Origin of the sequence: Thalassotalea euphylliae (assembly GCF_042682785.1) — a bacterium.
In the GTDB taxonomy this organism is placed as follows: Bacteria; Pseudomonadota; Gammaproteobacteria; order Enterobacterales; family Alteromonadaceae; genus Thalassotalea_F; species Thalassotalea_F euphylliae.
In genome coordinates this window covers 598,892-617,307 of sequence record NZ_JBHUIB010000003.1, presented here as the reverse complement: position 1 = coordinate 617,307, position 18,416 = coordinate 598,892, and the positions used below count along the sequence as shown (strand labels likewise).

Sequence of the window (18,416 nt, the reverse complement as noted above, 5' to 3'; positions counted from 1 at the left end):
TTTTTGTTTTATGAAGTATTTACCACTTTCAATCTCGGCATCACTATTTCTTTTTGGCTGTCAAACGCTAGATGTAGCAAAGACCAGCCAAGAATCTCCACTAGTGAATGAAAATGTCGCCTCTCCCATAGAAATTAATCAAGCACTGCTCGTAGATGAAACCATTGATGTTATTCATCCTGTTGCCGATGTAGATATTGAGCTAAGCCAAGGCGACGTGCACGTTTCAGAAGATATTTGGCAACATATTCGCTCAGGTTTAACCTTTGATGTACCGGAAAATAAACGGGTCTTAAATCAGCGTAACTGGTACGCTCGCCATCCAAGTTATATGGATCGCGTCGCAAAGCGCGCAGAGCCTTTTCTACATTACATTGTGCAAGAGCTTGAGGCGAATGACATGCCAATGGAAATGGCACTACTTCCCATCGTAGAGAGTGCATTTGATCCATTTGCATATTCTCATGGTCGCGCATCAGGCATGTGGCAGTTTGTCCCTGGAACAGGCAAGCGTTTCGGCATGAAACAAAATTGGTGGTACGACGGTAGACGCGATGTTATTGCTTCGACTGAAGGTGCTATTAAATACCTCAAGTACTTACACAAATATTTTGATGGCGACTGGTTGCATGCTCTAGCCGCATATAATTCAGGCGAAGGCCGTGTAAAACGTGCTATCAGAAACAATGCTCGAAAAAATAAGCCAACTGACTTTTGGTCGTTAGACTTACCAAAAGAAACACGCGCATATGTACCTAAGCTGCTAGCACTTGCTGATCTTGTCAAACGTCCAGAAGACTTTGGATTGAAGCTATACGAAATAGACAACGCTCAAGTTATTTCAAAAGTCGATGTGAAGTCACAGCTAGATTTAGCAAAGGCGGCAAGACTCGCCGATCTGAGCTTAGCTGAATTCCAGCGCCTAAACCCTGGCTTCAACCGCTGGGCAACAGATCCAGACGGACCGCACAACCTGCTCATCCCAACAGCAAAAGTTGAGTCGTTCAAAGAAAAGCTTTCGAAACTGTCAGAAAAAGAACGCTTATCTTGGCAGCGCTATCAGATAAAAAGTGGAGATAGTTTGATTCGCATTGCGAAAAAGTTCCACACCACGCCAGAGTTAATTCGCAAAGTAAACAATATCAACGGTAATAATATACGTGCTGGTAAACACTTGTTAATTCCTGTAGCAGCACAAGCGTTAGATGATTATATTTTGTCGCAAGACCAACGCCTCACGCAAACTCAACAGCGTAAACGCAACGGTGTAAAACTTGAGCATAAAGTAAAGTCTGGTGATACCTTATGGGATATTAGCCGCAAATATAACGTATCGACTCGCAGTATCGCCAAGTGGAATGGCATGGCGCCGCGTGATTACATTAAACCCGGTCAAACACTCGTTATTTGGCAAAAAGTAGGTTTAAAACAAGCACCAGGTAAACCTGCTGCACAAGCAGTAATGAGAAATATCACCTACAAGGTTCGTCGTGGTGACTCGTTTGCGCGCATCGCTGACAAATTCAACGTAAAAATTAGTGATATCGAAAAGTGGAATAACCTATCACGTAAGAACTACTTGCAACCTGGTCAAATGCTTAAGTTATCGGTAGATGTTACCAATAATATTTAGCCACTAGCGCTGTGCTAATAAAAAAACGAGCAGTCATGCTCGTTTTTTTATTTGTCCGTTTAACGCTAACAAGTTATCAGCCAAAAGCTAACCAAATGCCTACACCTATCATAAGTGTACCTGATATCCGGTTCATCAATTTCACGCTGTCGCCTTTGGCTAAAAACAATCTCAACGTTTTACCACCACTCGCATAAATCATCATACAGAGGAACTCTGATAAGGTGATCACTAAAAGTATAATTACCATTTGAGGCAACATGTCATTCTCGGTATTAATAAATGGTGGTAATAGCGCTATCATAAAGCCCCAGCCTTTAGGGTTGGAAATTGCAGTAATCAGCCCTTGTGAAAATAGCGCAACTCGCCCCACTTCCGATTGCGTCTCAGTGTCTATGACCATTTTTCCACGAGACAGCCACATCTGGTAACCTAAGAAACACAAATAAGCGCCACCTACCCATTTAAGCGCTGCGAAAATATCAGGGTACTTTAACATCACAGACGCGACGCCAATTACCGCTGCAATAGCCACCAACGCAACACCAAGTAATTCTCCCACCATCATATATAGAGTTCTTCTGATACCCACTGACATTCCAAGTGTCATAGCAAGTGTCATACACATACCGGGAGTAATTGAGACAAAAAAAATGGTCGGTACAAAAATGGAAAGTGTTGTTAAGTCCACTAACTTCTCAACTTAGCAATAACGGTGAACCGCTAGGTTAACGTAACTGAAAAAAACACGCTATAAAAAACAAATTTTCGACATGTCAAAGCGCCTAAACTCATGCACGAACCTCTATATTTTCAGTTTAACTGCCGCTGTTTTAGTTTCCAACGTAAGTACACCGTTAAAATTCGACATATTTTTTACAGTTGTAACTATCGACGCACTCTGTATCAAAATATGAGTTACATAAAAGCCCACCTAGATAATGAGTTAGCAAGCTGAAGTCCGTGAACAGTAAGAACTGACGTTTTAAAAACTTTAATCAAGGCAAACCTATTTCGGATACAAATTATTACAGGCGTGTATCAAACGAGAACAGATTTACGTGGCGTCAGGCGTACAATGACGCTGTCTTAATTACTATGAGTGATTTACACATGAGTCATATCTATGCATCAATCGGAATTTTAGTTGCGCTAGCCATTGCCGTTGCAATTGGTGAGATAAAAGCAAGAAAGAAGTAGGGAAAATGTCATGGCAGTAAACAATAAACGCGCGTTTGGCGCCATTGCAGCCGTTGTATTGACTGCACTTGCAGCAGTTACTGTAATTCCCAAGGCACTTGCATCTGAACCCGATGCCCTCAGCGCTTCAGTGATGGATGGCTTGGTCAGCAATTCAGATAGTCATGGCAACGGCTTAATGGACCTGTTACCAAAAGACAAACGTTGTGATTTTGAGTCACTATACGCCGAAAACATCATGTTGTTGAGACAATATGGTGCCAGTTTAAGTGATGTATATGGTGAGCTGGAAACACGATTCGCAAAAAGCAAATCAGCGCATGCTTGGTCTATGCCTATTGGCGCGAGTCAAGATGACAAAGCAAAAGCCGTTGCTGCGTTTAAACAATTGGTTCACCAAGAGTGTATGAACAGTAAAGCCTAGAATAGTTAGAGTCTTCCATAGGTGAGAAGTACGCCGCAACACACCTATTAGTTGTGTTGCGGCTCATATCTTCATAGTTAACGACTCTGATTGTCCTCAATCGCTCTTGAATTACGGTAACTCGTAACCGTAAAACTCTTATTTAACTCATTGATTACATTATCTTTTTGATATTTTACCGTTAACCAAACTCGCCAAGTCATTTTTGCTTCGCTACAACTACCAAATAAACTTTCGGCACGGAAAATACGGTGATCTTGCACTTTATTTTGTTCTATACCACCGAGCGTCTCTTGGAAGAATAACGGTATCTTCCCCATGAACATATCATCCCCTTCCATATAACCTTCGACAGCAATTACATCGACGCCTTCAGCGAACACCTGAAAATTGAAAGGAGTTTCTGCCAACAAATGGCTGACATCAAACTGATAAAATAAGTGACCATTCTCTAACGAACTGAAGCAAGTTGATTGTCCATCAATGCAAGCCATATCTTGCGTCAAAATCGTCATATCATCGTGCTTCGAACAAGCGCCGATTACCAAAATTACAAAAAGACACAGTGCGTATTTTTTAGCCACTTTTCAACTCGTTAAATCCTGAGTGATGTCATTTTATCTCCATTTTTCTCCGTTATTGTAATTATTCGTAATTTTTTTTGATTTAGGTCAGGTTTTCAATGATGAGCTGATGACATTTATTAGTGAAATCATTATTATGCGCACCAGTTGGAAACCCGCTTAGGTGATGTCGCGATTTTTGGTCTATAACTAACTGTAGATTAATTAGTGGATTATCTGGCGTTTAACCTACTTTTTACTGTTTTAATAATTATAACTGCGGAAACCTAAACATGAGTCAAAGTAATACAGCAGCAGTAGACTACAACATGAATGTTGTACGTCAATTTACTGTGATGACTGTCATTTGGGGATTTGTTGGTACGCTTGTTGGTGTTTTAATTGCCGCGCAGCTTATCTGGCCGGCGCTAAACTTTGAAACGCCCTGGCTAACTTATTCTCGCTTACGTCCATTGCACACAAATGCCGTTATCTTCGCATTTGGTACCAGTGCCCTATTCGCGACATCTTATTATGTTGTTCAGCGTACCTGTAAAACTACCCTTTTTGGCGGTAGCTTAGCTTCCTTTACATTCTGGGGCTGGCAAGCAATTATTGTTGCTGCTGCAATCACTTTGCCGTTAGGTTACACGTCAAGTAAGGAATATGCAGAATTAGAATGGCCAATCGATATTGCAATCGCTGTAGTTTGGGTCAGCTATGCAATTGTATTCTTCGGCACGTTGGTCAAACGTAAGACATCGCACATTTACGTAGCTAACTGGTTCTTTGGTGGCTTCATAATTACCGTAGCTGTGCTACACATCGGTAACAGCATGGCAATACCAGTTTCTGCGATGAAGTCTTACTCGATTTATTCAGGTGCTATCGACGCAATGATGCAATGGTGGTACGGTCACAATGCTGTAGGTTTCCTATTAACAGCTGGTTTCCTAGGTATGATGTACTACTTTGTACCTAAACAAGCCGAACGTCCGGTCTACTCTTACCGTTTATCTATCGTTCACTTTTGGGCGCTAGTATCATTATATATTTGGGCAGGTCCTCACCACCTTCACTACACCGCGTTACCAGACTGGGCACAAAGCGTTGGTATGGTAATGTCTGTTGTTTTATTCCTTCCTTCATGGGGTGGTATGATCAACGGTATCATGACGTTATCAGGTGCATGGCATAAACTTCGTCATGACCCTATTCTTCGTTTCCTTATTGTTTCATTGTCTTTCTACGGTATGTCTACATTTGAAGGTCCAATGATGGCAATTAAATCAGTTAATGCTCTTTCTCATTACACAGACTGGACTGTAGGCCACGTTCACTCTGGTGCATTGGGTTGGGTTGCAATGGTTTCAATCGGTGCAATGTACCACTTAATCCCAGTGCTATTTAGCCAAGAGCGTATGTACAGCATTCGTTTAATCAACATCCATTTCTGGATGCACACAGCGGGTATTGTTTTATACATCGTTGCGATGTGGATTTCAGGTGTTATGCAAGGTTTGATGTGGCGTGCAGTAAATACTGACGGTACATTAACATACAGCTTCGTTGAGAGTTTGACAGCGTCTTACCCATTCTACTTTATGCGCTTCTTAGGTGGTGTATTGGTAGTTGCTGGTTTCGTTATCATGATCTACAACATGTTCAAAACCATAGGTGCTGAAAACGGCAGCCTTAAGAAAGTAGAAGCAGCTTAAGGAGCATCATCATGGCTAATAGCAATCCACAAAACAAACATGAAAAAGTTGAAAAACACGTTGGTTGGTTTTTCATCTTTACTATTTTAGCTATCAGTATTGGTGGCTTAGTAGAGATCACTCCTCTATTCTTCCAGAAAGAAACGACAACGCCAGTGACAAACTTGCGTCCGTATACTGCGTTAGAAATGGAAGGTCGCGATATCTACATTCGCGAAGGCTGTAACGTATGTCATAGCCAAATGATCCGTCCGTTACGTGCAGAAACTGAACGTTACGGTCACTATTCAGTTGCCGGCGAACATGTATGGGAACACCCATTCTTATGGGGTTCAAAACGTACGGGACCTGATCTTGCGCGTGTTGGTCAACGTTATTCAGATGACTGGCACCGTGCTCACTTAATAGACCCTCGTTCTGTTGTACCAGAGTCAAATATGCCAGCATTTCCTTGGTTAGAAGAAAATAAGCTAGATGGCAAGCTAACTGCTAAGAAGCTTGAAACATTTAACTTACTTACCAGAAATCGTGGTCATAAAGACGAAAATGGTAACGCCATCCCGCTTTACTCTGCTGAAGACATTGCAAACGCACGTCGTGACGTAGAAGGTAAAACCGAGATGGAAGCACTTATTGCTTACTTGCAGTCACTTGGACACGCGTTGAAGTAATATGGACTACGGTACATTTAGAGGGCTAATCGCCCTCCTAATAATGGCACTTTTTTTCATCATTGTGGTTTGGTCCTACAGTAAGAAGCGCAAGTCGTCGTTTGACGAAGCTGCAAATTCTATTTTCGAAGAAGACCGCGATGATAAAGTAAACAAACAGGAGACTAATAATAATGTCTAGCTTCTGGAGTATTTGGATTTCAGTTCTAACACTTGGTACGTTAGTAGGCTGCTACCTACTATTACGTTGGTGTTTAAAGAACTTCGCAGGTGTCCCTGAAGGCGAATCTATGGGTCACGAGTTCGATGGTATCGAAGAGTTAAACAACCCACTCCCAAAATGGTGGTCTACATTCTTCCTTATTACGATTATTTGGGGCTTCGGCTACTTATTGTTCTACCCTGGTTTAGGTAACTGGCAAGGTCTTTTCGGCTGGCAGAGTTCTAACCAAGGCATCTTAAGTATCGAAGAGTCTAAAGCGAAAACAGCTGCTAACCTTGAAGATGGCTCAGGCGTATTGAATCAATATGACCGTGAAGTGCAATCGGCAAACGAAAAGTACGGCCCTATCTTTGAAAAGCTTGCAACAAGAGACATCAAGGACCTTGCCCTAGCTACAGACGATGAAGCCATCAATGCACGTAAGATTGGTCAACGCCTATTCTTGCAAAACTGTGCACAATGTCATGGCTCTGATGCTCGTGGTACTACAGGCTTCCCTAACCTAGCAGACAACGATTGGTTGTACGGCGGTGAACCTGCTGACATTAAACATAGTTTATACTATGGTCGCAAAGCACAAGGCATGATGGCATGGTCGTCAGCATTGGGTGGTGAGCAAGGTGTTAAAGATATGGCTGCATACGTGCTTAGCTTGAGCGGTCGCGAAGTAGATGTAGAAGCGGCGAAACGTGCTGAACCTAAATTTGCGATGTGTGCTGCGTGTCACGGTGCAAATGGCGAAGGCAGTGATGCAATGGGCATGGCTGCTCTAGGCGCTCCGCGCTTAGACGACAATATCTGGTTGTACGGCGGTTCTCAAAAAGCTGTAGAAGAAACCATTCGTAACGGCAGAGCCGGTGTGATGCCAGCATGGTTAGATATTTTAGGTGAAGATAAAATTCACGTAATTAGTGCTTACGTATACAGCTTATCGCAAGCAAAATAATAAGCTACTAACCTACTCTTTTAAAACGCCTTGTTAAGTATTTAGCAAGGCGTTTTTTTATTGATTCAGATCTTAATTATGCGATTAAATATTGGTGGGGAAATAATAAAAACGGTACAATAGCGCCAAAATTTTTGTAAAGCATATTTCAATGAAAACACCTTGGTACAAAGAGCCGTGGGCTTGGCTCGTTTTTTTCCTACCTTTCTCTGCAGTAGTAGCTGGTATTACGACATTTATTATTGCCAATACCAACCCAGATGACTTGGTCGTTGGTGATTACTATAAAAAAGGTAAGTCAATTAACCTTGAAGTATCCAAAGTGAAAGAAGCGCAAAAATTGGGGATGAAGTTCGGTCTCAAGCTCAAAAATAGCGAGCTAATTATTAAACCGATGGGCATTGAAAAAACGTTTCCTTTGCTAAACGCTAACTTTTATCACCCTACCCTAAAAGAACGAGATTTTTATTTAGCACTGACACCTGATGGCAGTGGTAATTTTCGTCACACTTTTGACCATGACGTCAGTGGTAAATGGCAAGTGACTATCACTTCATTTGAAAATACGTGGAAAGTGCAATCTACCATTGCATTGCCACAATCTGATTTTATTGAGTTAATTCCAAACCCTGCTGAAGCACAATAATGCAATCGCCATGTTTTCACTGTGGCGAGCCAATCCCTAAAGGCATCTCGCTTCAAGTTACTATTGACGGTAAAGCGCAAGACATGTGTTGCGTCGGCTGCCAAGCAGTCGCGCAAACTATTGTTGATAATAAGCTAACCGACTACTACAAATTCCGGACAGAAAATGCCCCTAAAGGCACCGAACTGGTTCCTGAGCAATTACAAAAAAATAAATTGCTCGACGACGACAACTTACAACACGAGTTTACCCATCAAGATGGGAGTAGTCGGGAAACCATATTAACAGTTGACGGTATTTCATGCGCAGCCTGTGCCTGGTTGATTGAAATGAAGTTATCAGAAGTTGATGGTGTGAGTGACATCAGTGTTAACGCAACCACACAGCGTGCTAACTTAAAATGGCAAAACAGTACAGTAAAGCTCAGTCAACTTATAGAGCATATAGAAAGGCTTGGCTATCATGCACTGCCATTTAAAGCGAGTGATGCAGAACAGCTGAATATTTCACAAAGCAAAACTTTCATCAAACGATTAGGTGTTTCTGGCATTTTAATGATGCAAGTCATGATGATCGCAATAGGGCTATACTTTGGCGCATTTTCAGGTATGGCTGACCACAACATGGTCTACTTACGCTATACCAGCCTTGTACTTACCACACCTATAATTTTCTATGGTGCTTTTCCCTTTTATGTCGGCGCCATCAATGCCATCAAATCCAAGCGGCTATCCATGGACGTGCCCGTATCCATTGCTATTTTGTTGGCGTTTTTCGCCAGTGCTTGGGCAACAATAAGTCAGCAAGGTGAGGTGTATTTTGAATCAGTTTCAATGTTCACTTTCTTGTTACTTATCGGTAAATTTTTGGAATTCAGAGCACGTTCTCGCGCTGCGCAAGTGTCAGCTAACCTGCTCAAATTAATGCCTATGACAGCGACAAAGCTTGTTGATGGCATCGAACAATTCGTTACAGCAAAATCGCTGACAATAGGCGAACAAGTCATGATAAAGCCAGGTGAAACAGTGCCTGCTGACTGCACGATTGAAAGTGGAAAGAGTCACTTTAACGAAGCAATGCTCTCTGGTGAACAACGACCAGTAGCCAAAAAGGTAGGTGATGCAATATTAGCAGGCACAGTAAATGGCGATGGAAATATTGTCGCTCGTGTCACTCAGCCAGGTGGTGAAACCTTTTTAAGCCAACTTATTCGCCTGAGTGAATCTTCGCAAAATCATAAACCCAAAATCGCCCAGCTTTCTGACAAAATTGCACAATACTTTGTCGCAATTATTCTGGTCACCGCGATAGGTACTGCAATTTACTGGCAGCAACACATGCCAGAAGAAGCGTTTTGGATCACACTATCGGTGTTAGTCGCTACATGTCCGTGTGCGTTATCTCTTGCTACACCAACTGCCCTTACCTGCGGCACGACGCGATTAAACCGTGACGGCATCATGATAAAGTCTGGCCATGTGATGGAAACAGTCCCCGAAGTTGACGTGTTCGCTTTCGATAAAACTGGCACATTAACCATGGGCGAATTCACAATCAGTAATATTAAGCGTTTGGACGAACCAAACGACAAGCCAACTTCCGAGCAAGAGCTACTGGCAATGGTCTCAGCTCTTGAAGCACATTCACAGCATCCTTTGGCAAAGGCATTTGCGACACATCGAGACTTCTCTTATGTCGCTACCGATGTAGAAGTGCACCCAGGCTTAGGTATCGAAGGCAAGGTCAACAATGTGCCAGTAAAACTTGGTAAAGCGAGTTGGTTGTTAAACGATACTAACCATACCGCTGCGGATGCACAAATAGTGGTATTGATTGACAATAAACTTACTGCTGCGTTGTACTTGTCCGATAAGGTTAGAGATGACGCGCAGTCAGTTGTGTCTTCACTCCAACGCCAAAACATAAAAGCAATAATGCTATCGGGAGATGGAGAAAGTGGCTGCCGTACCGTTAATGAAGCACTTGCTCTGGACGGTGCATATTCGAGCTTAACAGCGCATGACAAGATGTCTCATGTCAAACAGCTGCAGCAAACACATACTGTCGCTATGGTCGGCGATGGTGTGAATGACACCCCTGTATTTAGCGCCGCTCATGTTTCTATCGCTATGGGCAGTGGAACTGATGTCGCTAAAAGTGGCGCTGACGTAATATTGCTTAACAATAAGTTGTCCTCTATTGGAACACTTCAACGGGTCGCCAAGAAAACTCGTAGAATTGTATGGGAAAATTATGGCTGGGCATTTGGCTATAATGCTATTGTGTTGCCATTGGCTGTATGTGGTTTTGTTACGCCCTACATGGCGGTTATAGGCATGTCGACAAGTTCAATTCTCGTCATCACGAATTCACTAAGGCTTTTGAAAAAATGAGTGTAATTTACGTTTTAATACCTATTGCTATATTACTCACAATTCTAGGTATTTATTTGTTTTTTTGGGCCGTAAAAACAGAGCAGTTTAACGACCTAGAAAAACAAGGTTTAAGTATTCTTTTTGACGAGGAAAAAAAAGAAAAAGCAAATACTGAAGACCAAAGTAAAGACGCTGCTACAGTAAAACGTGAAGACAAATCGGAGGATACGCCAAGTTAAGGCGCTGCGTAATGACGCTCGATTTGTTCTCCGCTTTTGTTATTGGGTTACTCGGAGCTGGCCATTGTCTCGCAATGTGTGGTGGCGTCAGTGGTATGTTACTCTCAGCAATCCCACAACAAAGTCAGCAAACAAAGTGGCCATTGGTTCTGTTTTACAACATTGGCCGAATAGCATCTTATAGCCTACTCGGCGCAATTGTTGGCTTTACAGGATCAATTGCCGCAAAAAGCTTAGGAATGCCGCTTACCATATTAAGGCTAGTCTCAGGCATCTTCCTAATTTTACTCGGATTATATTTGGGTCAATGGTTCATGATATTGGCCAGAGTAGAGGCCATTGGCAAAAACTTATGGCAGTATATTCAGCCTTTGGCTAAACACTGTATCCCCGTTAAATCAACCAAACAGGCGCTAATGCTTGGCGCGATTTGGGGTTGGCTACCCTGCGGACTCGTCTATTCCACATTAACCTGGTCCCTAGCAAGCGGCTCATTCTCACAAGGAGCACTTATCATGGCAGCATTCGGACTTGGGACGTTGCCAGCGATGTTAACGCTGTCTTTTGGTGCACTTTCCCTCAAATCTTTATTACAAATGCCGACTTTTAGAAAATCGATGGCATTAAGTTTGATTATCTACGGTTTTTATAGCGTCTTTGTTGCCTACCAATCAATGATTTAATCTCATTGACTCCGTTGTCATTACACTCTTGGAATACCATAACTATGGCTCAACATTGCCCCGCAAATAACCATATTCACTGTCAAAATTGCAGTATTAGTGAACTTTGCTTGCCGTTTTCGTTGAATGACCAAGAATTAGATAAGCTAGATAACATTATCGACCGCAAGCGTCCTATCCGTAAGGGTGAACAAATTTTCCAAGATGGTGAAGCGCTTCACTCTTTGTTTGCTATTCGCTCTGGCACATTTAAGACATTTACTATCGACTCTAACGGTGAAGAACAAATCACAGGCTTTCATTTGGCAGGTGATTTACTGGGTTTTGATGCATTAGCGAATAGTGAGCACCAAAGTTTCGCAAAAGCGTTAGAAACTGCCATGGTATGTGAAATTCCTTATCACACGCTTGATGAGCTATCCAATAATATGCCATCACTTAAACGCCAAGTATTGCGTTTAATGAGTAATGAGATTCGTACAGACCAAGACATGCTTTCTTTGCTTAATCGCAAAAATGCTGAACAGCGACTAGCCACGTTCTTATCGACGCTGAGTTCACGTTATCAGGCAAGAGGCTTGTCGCCATCTGAATTCCGCTTGACCATGACACGTGGTGATATTGGCAACTATATTGGCTTAACTGTAGAGACTATCAGTCGCTTGCTAAATCGCTTTCATAAAGAAGGTTTAATCACCGTGGAAGGCAAGCTTATCCGCATCAACGATATCGAAAAATTACACCAAGTAGCTCTGATCTAAAACGCTTTAATTACCTCGCTTTACATACTATGCTTTGTGTAAGCATAGTGTTGAATAGTTGATTTAAAACAAAAAATTATGCTCTTGTTTAAGGCAAACTATTCCCAGTAACTCAGTGACGGCGAGGTAAACATGGAAACCTATCAAAACATATTAGTGGTAATCGACCCGACGACCGAAGAACAAAAAGCGTTGAGTCGCGCAATAGAATTGGCAGGTAAAACTGGCGCTAAAATTACGGCCTTTCTTAGTATTTTCGATTTTTCCTACGAAATGACAACCATGCTTTCAAGCGATGAGCGAGAAGCTATGCGTCAAACCGTTATTAATGATCGCACCGTTTGGATTGAAGAGCGAATTAAAGCCCTTGGCGTAAATCTTGATGTAATTGATATAAAAGTGCTTTGGCACAATCGCCCTTTCGAGGCCGTCATCGACCAAGTTATCAATGAAAAATTTGATGTGGTTATTAAGGGTACACACGAACATGACAAATTAAAATCTGTGATCTTTACCCCAACAGATTGGCATTTGTTGCGTAAATGCCCTTGCCCTCTGCTACTCGTGAAAGATCACTCTTGGCCTGAAAACGGCAACATTCTAGCTGCTGTTAATGTAGGTAGTGATGAGAAAGAGCATTTATCACTCAACAATATCATTACCGAAGAGGCTAAAAATCTGGCGAATATCATTAATGCCAATGTAAATCTGGTGAATTCGTTTCCAGGTACTCCAGTCAATATTGCCATTGAAATACCAGAGTTCGACGCAAGTCAGTACAATGACACCATGCTAAAACATCACCAGGACTCAATGACTAAACACGCCGAAGAATATGGCATAGACCCTGCGCGTACCTTCGTAAAAGAAGGCTTACCTGAAGATGTTATAGACGCCGTTGCGCAGGAGTTAGATGCAGAGCTTGTTATTTTAGGCACCATAGGCAGAACTGGCCTGTCTGCAGCACTTATCGGTAATACGGCTGAACACGTTATTGACCGGTTAAACTGTGATGTATTGGCACTTAAACCTTCAGATTACATCTCCCCGCTTCAAAGCTAGCTATCTCCTCATATAAGTTTTAAGGAACAACCTAAATAACCAGTGCAATCGCACTGGTTATTTTTTACTTATCATTAGTTCTGGTTCCATTTATAATACGCGCCCCTTTATTTTGGTTGTTATTTGGGTATGACAGACGCAGACAACAGAAAAGCTATTTATGAAGTAAACAAGCTTCAAAAACGCCTTCGCAGCAAAGTAGGTAAAGCTATTGCAGACTACAACATGATAGAGCAAGGCGATGTCGTCATGGCTGCTATTAGTGGTGGCAAAGACTCTTTTGCAATGCTTGATGTGTTATTAAGCTTACAAAAATCTGCGCCTATTGATTTTAAAGTGATTGCGGTCAATCTCGACCAGAAACAGCCTGGCTTCCCAGAGCATGTATTGCCTGAGTATTTCGAGTCGCTAGACATTCCTTACTACATTATCGACAAAGACACCTATTCGGTTGTGAAACAAAAGGTGCCTGAAGGTAAAACAACTTGTGGTCTATGTTCAAGATTACGTCGTGGTACCCTGTACTCATTTGCTGAAGAGATTGGCGCCACGAAAATTGCCCTAGGCCATCACATGGACGATATCGTTGAGACACTGTTCTTGAACATGTTCTTTGGTGCCAAGATGAAGGCAATGCCTCCTAAACTGCGTGCTGACGACGGCCGAAACACAGTCATTCGTCCACTCAGTTATTGTCGAGAAGAAGATCTCGTTAAATTTGCTGAGGTTAGAGAGTATCCTATTATTCCTTGCAACCTCTGCGGTTCACAGGAAAATCTACAACGCCAAAATATTAAAGCGATGCTAAATGAGTGGGATAAGACATCACCTGGTCGCGTAGAAAACATTTTCAAATCGATTAAGAATGTCAGTCCGAGCCAGTTAGCAGATAACAACTTATTTGATTTTGTGAACCTTCCAATAGACCGCTCTGCGCCACGCGACGAATACGACTTTTCGAAAGAAGTAGTGTCATCTACAAACATAGACGATTCGTTGATTATTGACGTATCAAACGTTTAGCCTCGCATTCACGTTGATGTGTAGTTGAGCACATCAACGCCCCAAAAATCCATCGCAAAATTACGAATTCATTCTATACTTGCGAATAAACAATAAAATAATCAATCTATTATGCTCGAACGCCTCTTTAAGTTAAGCGAACACCAAACGAACGTTCGTCAGGAAGTTATTGCCGGTATCACGACCTTCTTGACCATGGCCTACATAATTTTTGTCAATCCAACCATGCTAGCAGATGCAGGAATGGATCAGGGCGCTGTATTTGTTGCTACGTGTATAGCAGCCGCAATTGGTTGTTTCATCATGGGCTTTTATGCCAACTACCCTATTGCCCTAGCTCCTGGTATGGGGTTGAACGCTTTCTTCACCTATACCGTGGTGTTAGAAATGGGCTATACATGGCAAGTCGCTCTCGGTGGCGTTTTCATTTCTGGTATCGTATTTGTCGTATTGAGCATATTCAAAATTAGAGAATGGATAATCAATAGTATCCCACAGTCTTTACGTTACGGTATTGCCGCTGGTATTGGGCTGTTCCTCGCCTTTATTGGATTAAAAAGTGCAGGGATTGTCGTTGATAACCCAGCGACATTGGTAGATATGGGCGATATCACTAGCCTATCTGCTCTGTTAGCGGCATTAGGCCTTTTCCTGATTGTTGCTATGAGCACGCGCGGTATAAACGGTGCAATCATGTACTCAATACTTATCATTACAGGACTTGGTATTTTACTTGGCGATGTTGCATATACAGGTATTGTATCCTTGCCACCAGATCCATCCCCGACCTTTATGCAGCTTGATATAGCAGGTGCAACCGAAGTTGGTATGATTAGCGTTATATTCGCGTTCCTCTTTGTAGATCTCTTTGATACATCAGGTACCTTAGTAGCCGTTGCACAAAAAGGTAACTTACTGAATAAAGATGGTACATTACCCCGCTTAGATAAAGCGCTACTTGCCGATAGCAGCGCAACAATAGCAGGCAGTATGTTGGGCACTTCTACTACCACAAGTTATGTCGAAAGTGCCTCTGGTGTCTCAGTAGGCGGTCGCACGGGTCTAACGGCTGTCGTGGTTGGTGTCTTGTTTTTATTAGCACTATTCTTTTCACCGTTGGCAGGTATGGTGCCAGCTTACGCAACTGCAGGGCCCCTTTTCTTTGTTGCCGTACTTATGCTTTCTAGCCTTGCTCATATAGATTGGGATGATTTGCTAGAGGCGGTACCCGCCGCGCTTATCTGCATAACGATGCCACTGACCTTCTCCATTGCACATGGTATTGCGTTTGGCTTCATCAGCTTTGCAGCAGTTAGAATTTGCGCAGGTAAGTTTAACCAGCTTTCCAAGAGCGTTTTGGTTTTAGCGCTTTTATTTGTCGTGAAATTCATCTATTTCGGGTAACAATGACTATGTCTTCTAAAATTCGAACAGCTCAGATTTGTTCAGTGCTTCTGTTCCCAATGATTATGTCGCCTGCAGTTGCAGAAACACTGTGGAGTAAAAACAGCCTTAGCTACTTAAAAAACACCAGCGACTTTGAAGTCTTAACCAACGACAGCATAAACGTATTCACCTTGGAACACACTTCCGGCCATAACTGGGGCGATGTATTTATGTTTATGGATAGAATTGATGCAAAAGCAGATAAACAGAATCCTGAGCACAAAGAAACGTACGGTGAAGTTTCTGCCCGACTCAGTTTGGATTATGCCCTAGGCATAAAATTACCCATACCTGCCCTCAGTGATACCTTTGTAGCCAGCATGTGGGAGCACAGCACGGTTTCAGAGTCGGATTTCAGTCAAGGGTTTGATAACTACCTGTTAGGGTTTGGCACATCGTGGCAAGTACCGGGATTTAACTTTTTCAATGCTAATGTCTATGCGTCGAACAATGAGTTGGTAGACAACGATGTTCAGCTAACAGTAGCGTGGGGCTATCCTATTGAATTTGGCAATCACAAGTTCATGTTTGACGGCTATTTTGATTGGGCGTCAGCAGCAGATGACCATGCAGCAGATTTTCATTTCAATCCCCAATTTCGCGTCGACGTAGGCAATTATTTTGGCAACCCGAATACCATTGACGTCGGAATTGAGTATAGCTACTGGCGTAATAAATTCGGCATTGAAGGGCTGGACAATGAAAGCGTTGTTAGCCTAATGGTTAAACTCTACTTGTAACCTACTTTAGCAGCGGCGGCTCGCTCCTAAGGAGAAACCGCCGAAATAGTTGGAATATCCAAATAGCGCTGATTATGTCTTAGCATATCCGTTAACTCTATAACATAATCTGAACCTCGCTCAGAATAAGGTAGCAACCCTGTCGCCAATATCTCTGGTATCAATGGCTGTTCTTGCTCTCTTAGCTGCTTTCGGATGGCTCTAAACATAATGTAAGCATTGTTGGTATTGATGTTATTCAAATAACGAGTAACTGCTTCGTCTACACTTTGAAACGCTTGGACTTCATGGTTTGCACCAGCATTTCGAGAACGCGGCACCATGCCACACCCTTTCTTGTAACACCAAATACCAAAAAAATTGAGTCCTATTCTAGCAAAGCGTGATGTACCCCATGCCGACTCATTGGCCGCCTGGACGAGCACAAGTGCGCTGGGAATTACGTCGACTTTAATATGAAGCGCATGTAACTGTTCAAGCTGAGAGGCGCTCGATTTGACGCGATATTGTTTGGCTAGTTTTGCAAGATTTTCAGCTTGCTCAGCTGATAAGGGCTCACCAAGAGAAACTGCCTCCAACATGCTTTCCACTTGTCGACGTTGTGCCATTATCTCCTTATTTTTTTCCTCAACCGCAGGTCGGATAAAACTAAAAAATGCCTGCTTTTTCATTCGAACGTCTTTGATATCACCAAAGTTTGGTAATGCCACATTATGAAGAGGTTTTTCAGGTGGTGGAGCTGGCTTTTCTTCAACTTTTGGCAGCGCTGGCTTTTCTTCCTCTTTGACTGGCAACTCGACAAGAAAGGGCCGAGCCAACATATAAAGAAAGGCAAATGCACCGACAATAACGCTGATTCTTTTTAACATAATCAATTAACAATCCATTGAAAACGAGCACTAAGCTATAAAGGTATCATCTACCATGGGCTTATCTGCATGCACAGCATGAAGCTTCATGCCGAAAATTTCGCGGTATAAAATGCCTTTTACGTTGTAATACAGCGGTGCGATATATGTCATCATGACAATAAAAATAACGCCTGCAAAAATCATTAATTCAGACTGCGCAGTTAATGCCATTGGCAAGAGTGCCAATAACAACGCACCAACTAATGCCAAATAAACCAAGAAAATATTAAACCACTGAAAACGCAACGCTTTAATTGACGTAACAATAGCGTTTGCAGGAGACATTTTCTTTTCGACAACCAAAGGTATTGTGAGTGACAACGCAACGGCGAGGAAAATACCCGGTATAATGAGTAACTGCAGGCCTAGGCTAATGAATAGCGATGTTAATACTGCACACAATGCCACCCAACTACCACGCTTTAGAAACGCAAAAATCAATTTAGGCTGGGTTTTCAAGCCAACGGCATGCAGAACGCCCATCATCTCTACACCAGCTAAAAATGGCCAAATAACGATGGTAACAACGATATTTAGTACAAGACTTGCTTGAGGATCTTCAAAGACTTTTTCAATACCGCCCAAATAGCTGCTCACTATTACTGACGAAAGCATTCCAAGTACCATCACGAATAATAAGCCAACGTTAATCGTCCAGCGCGTGGTATGTGTATTACGCCAAGCTTCTTCAAGCACTTTTTTGGGTGTAATAACGTATTCACCTTTTAGGGCTTTATCAACACTTCCACCAATTTCAATTACGTTTTTCTCTTCCACGTACAACCTTTAACTTAATAGTTACCTGCGATTTTACGAATAGTTTCGCCGAAATAATGCAGTCTGTGGGTGAATTGGCGGCTATTGTACCCGAATTAGGTAATTTAATCTGTGGATTTTTTAGACAGATAGATTATTGAGAAATGTGAATTTCACAACAACAATTGCGTGCTTATGCTGCGTTTGATTTTACAGTTGGCTTTAATTGTTGCGCATAAAACTGCCAAAGTTCGTCAAACGAATTAAAGTAATAACGTTTGCCTTTGTATAACGCACTCATAATATTGCTCCAATTCATCTATCAACGGTCTAATCATAGATAATTGTTCGCAATACAACTGTCAGCATTTGCTACCTTGCTGTTACAAATTGTAC

The 18,416-nt window shown here is 42.3% G+C and carries 19 protein-coding genes; 15 read left to right on the top strand and 4 right to left on the bottom strand.

Going from position 1 to position 18,416, the window contains the following annotated elements:
• Nucleotides 1–10 precede the first annotated feature (10 nt).
• Nucleotides 11–1,633: a LysM peptidoglycan-binding domain-containing protein gene (locus ACFSJY_RS10065; protein WP_386033835.1), complete on the top strand. Its 1,623-nt coding sequence runs from the start codon at nucleotides 11–13 to the stop codon at nucleotides 1,631–1,633.
• Between the two features lie 76 nt (nucleotides 1,634–1,709).
• On the opposite strand, the gene ACFSJY_RS10060 is transcribed toward ACFSJY_RS10065, so the two are convergent.
• Complete coding sequence (locus tag ACFSJY_RS10060; protein WP_386033833.1) at nucleotides 1,710–2,324, bottom strand: LysE family translocator; 615 nt, start codon at nucleotides 2,322–2,324, stop codon at nucleotides 1,710–1,712.
• Nucleotides 2,325–2,843: 519 nt separating this feature from the next.
• On the opposite strand from ACFSJY_RS10060, the gene ACFSJY_RS10055 reads away from it, so the two are divergent.
• Nucleotides 2,844–3,257, top strand: coding sequence for a hypothetical protein (locus tag ACFSJY_RS10055; protein ID WP_386033831.1), 414 nt, complete (start codon nucleotides 2,844–2,846; stop codon nucleotides 3,255–3,257).
• 77 nt (nucleotides 3,258–3,334) lie between these two features.
• On the opposite strand, the gene ACFSJY_RS10050 is transcribed toward ACFSJY_RS10055, so the two are convergent.
• Entirely contained in the window at nucleotides 3,335–3,772 is a 438-nt protein-coding gene (locus ACFSJY_RS10050) for a hypothetical protein (RefSeq protein WP_386033830.1), read from the bottom strand.
• A 341-nt stretch (nucleotides 3,773–4,113) separates the two neighbouring features.
• Here ACFSJY_RS10050 and ccoN point away from each other — a divergent pair, with 341 nt between their 5' ends.
• The 13 genes from ccoN (at nucleotide 4,114) to ACFSJY_RS09985 (ending at nucleotide 16,353) form a co-directional block, all read left to right on the top strand.
• A complete protein-coding gene (gene ccoN, locus ACFSJY_RS10045; protein ID WP_386033828.1) occupies nucleotides 4,114–5,538 on the top strand; it encodes a cytochrome-c oxidase, cbb3-type subunit I in 1,425 nt (474 codons plus the stop codon).
• An 11-nt stretch (nucleotides 5,539–5,549) separates the two neighbouring features.
• Entirely contained in the window at nucleotides 5,550–6,209 is a 660-nt protein-coding gene (gene ccoO, locus ACFSJY_RS10040; RefSeq protein WP_386033826.1) for a cytochrome-c oxidase, cbb3-type subunit II, read from the top strand.
• A gap of 1 nt (nucleotide 6,210) precedes the next feature.
• The gene (locus ACFSJY_RS10035) at nucleotides 6,211–6,390 is read left to right on the top strand and encodes a cbb3-type cytochrome oxidase subunit 3 (protein ID WP_386033824.1); all 180 of its coding nucleotides are present in this window, start codon (nucleotides 6,211–6,213) and stop codon (nucleotides 6,388–6,390) included.
• Nucleotides 6,383–7,378, top strand: coding sequence for a cytochrome-c oxidase, cbb3-type subunit III (gene ccoP, locus ACFSJY_RS10030; protein ID WP_386033822.1), 996 nt, complete (start codon nucleotides 6,383–6,385; stop codon nucleotides 7,376–7,378). The genes ACFSJY_RS10035 and ccoP overlap by 8 nt, the downstream gene beginning before the upstream one ends.
• 151 nt (nucleotides 7,379–7,529) lie before the next feature.
• Entirely contained in the window at nucleotides 7,530–8,024 is a 495-nt protein-coding gene (locus ACFSJY_RS10025) for a FixH family protein (RefSeq protein ID WP_386033820.1), read from the top strand.
• The gene (locus ACFSJY_RS10020) at nucleotides 8,024–10,417 is read left to right on the top strand and encodes a heavy metal translocating P-type ATPase (RefSeq protein WP_386033818.1); all 2,394 of its coding nucleotides are present in this window, start codon (nucleotides 8,024–8,026) and stop codon (nucleotides 10,415–10,417) included. Before ACFSJY_RS10025 ends, ACFSJY_RS10020 begins: the two co-directional genes overlap by 1 nt.
• Nucleotides 10,414–10,638, top strand: coding sequence for a cbb3-type cytochrome oxidase assembly protein CcoS (gene ccoS, locus ACFSJY_RS10015; RefSeq protein ID WP_386033816.1), 225 nt, complete (start codon nucleotides 10,414–10,416; stop codon nucleotides 10,636–10,638). The genes ACFSJY_RS10020 and ccoS overlap by 4 nt, the downstream gene beginning before the upstream one ends.
• Nucleotides 10,639–10,649: 11 nt before the next feature.
• Nucleotides 10,650–11,321 carry a sulfite exporter TauE/SafE family protein gene (locus tag ACFSJY_RS10010; protein WP_386033814.1) on the top strand — a complete coding sequence of 224 codons (672 nt, stop codon included), beginning with the start codon at nucleotides 10,650–10,652 and terminating at the stop codon, nucleotides 11,319–11,321.
• Nucleotides 11,322–11,365: 44 nt separating this feature from the next.
• On the top strand, nucleotides 11,366–12,082 hold the full coding sequence (gene fnr, locus ACFSJY_RS10005) for a fumarate/nitrate reduction transcriptional regulator Fnr (RefSeq protein ID WP_386033812.1): 717 nt from the start codon (nucleotides 11,366–11,368) through the stop codon (nucleotides 12,080–12,082).
• Nucleotides 12,083–12,214: 132 nt separating this feature from the next.
• Nucleotides 12,215–13,144 carry a universal stress protein UspE gene (uspE, locus tag ACFSJY_RS10000; RefSeq protein ID WP_386033810.1) on the top strand — a complete coding sequence of 310 codons (930 nt, stop codon included), beginning with the start codon at nucleotides 12,215–12,217 and terminating at the stop codon, nucleotides 13,142–13,144.
• A gap of 129 nt (nucleotides 13,145–13,273) precedes the next feature.
• Nucleotides 13,274–14,167: a tRNA 2-thiocytidine(32) synthetase TtcA gene (gene ttcA / locus ACFSJY_RS09995; RefSeq protein ID WP_386033808.1), complete on the top strand. Its 894-nt coding sequence runs from the start codon at nucleotides 13,274–13,276 to the stop codon at nucleotides 14,165–14,167.
• A 111-nt stretch (nucleotides 14,168–14,278) separates the two neighbouring features.
• Nucleotides 14,279–15,571: an NCS2 family permease gene (locus tag ACFSJY_RS09990; RefSeq protein WP_386033806.1), complete on the top strand. Its 1,293-nt coding sequence runs from the start codon at nucleotides 14,279–14,281 to the stop codon at nucleotides 15,569–15,571.
• A gap of 8 nt (nucleotides 15,572–15,579) precedes the next feature.
• Nucleotides 15,580–16,353, top strand: a complete 774-nt coding sequence (locus ACFSJY_RS09985) for an outer membrane protein OmpK (RefSeq protein WP_386033804.1) — start codon at nucleotides 15,580–15,582, stop codon at nucleotides 16,351–16,353.
• A 26-nt stretch (nucleotides 16,354–16,379) separates the two neighbouring features.
• On the opposite strand, the gene ACFSJY_RS09980 is transcribed toward ACFSJY_RS09985, so the two are convergent.
• Nucleotides 16,380–17,222 carry a glucosaminidase domain-containing protein gene (locus ACFSJY_RS09980; RefSeq protein WP_386033802.1) on the bottom strand — a complete coding sequence of 281 codons (843 nt, stop codon included), beginning with the start codon at nucleotides 17,220–17,222 and terminating at the stop codon, nucleotides 16,380–16,382.
• Nucleotides 17,223–17,252: 30 nt separating this feature from the next.
• Nucleotides 17,253–18,041, bottom strand: a complete 789-nt coding sequence (locus ACFSJY_RS09975; protein WP_386033800.1) for a hypothetical protein — start codon at nucleotides 18,039–18,041, stop codon at nucleotides 17,253–17,255.
• Nucleotides 18,042–18,416 lie beyond the last annotated feature (375 nt).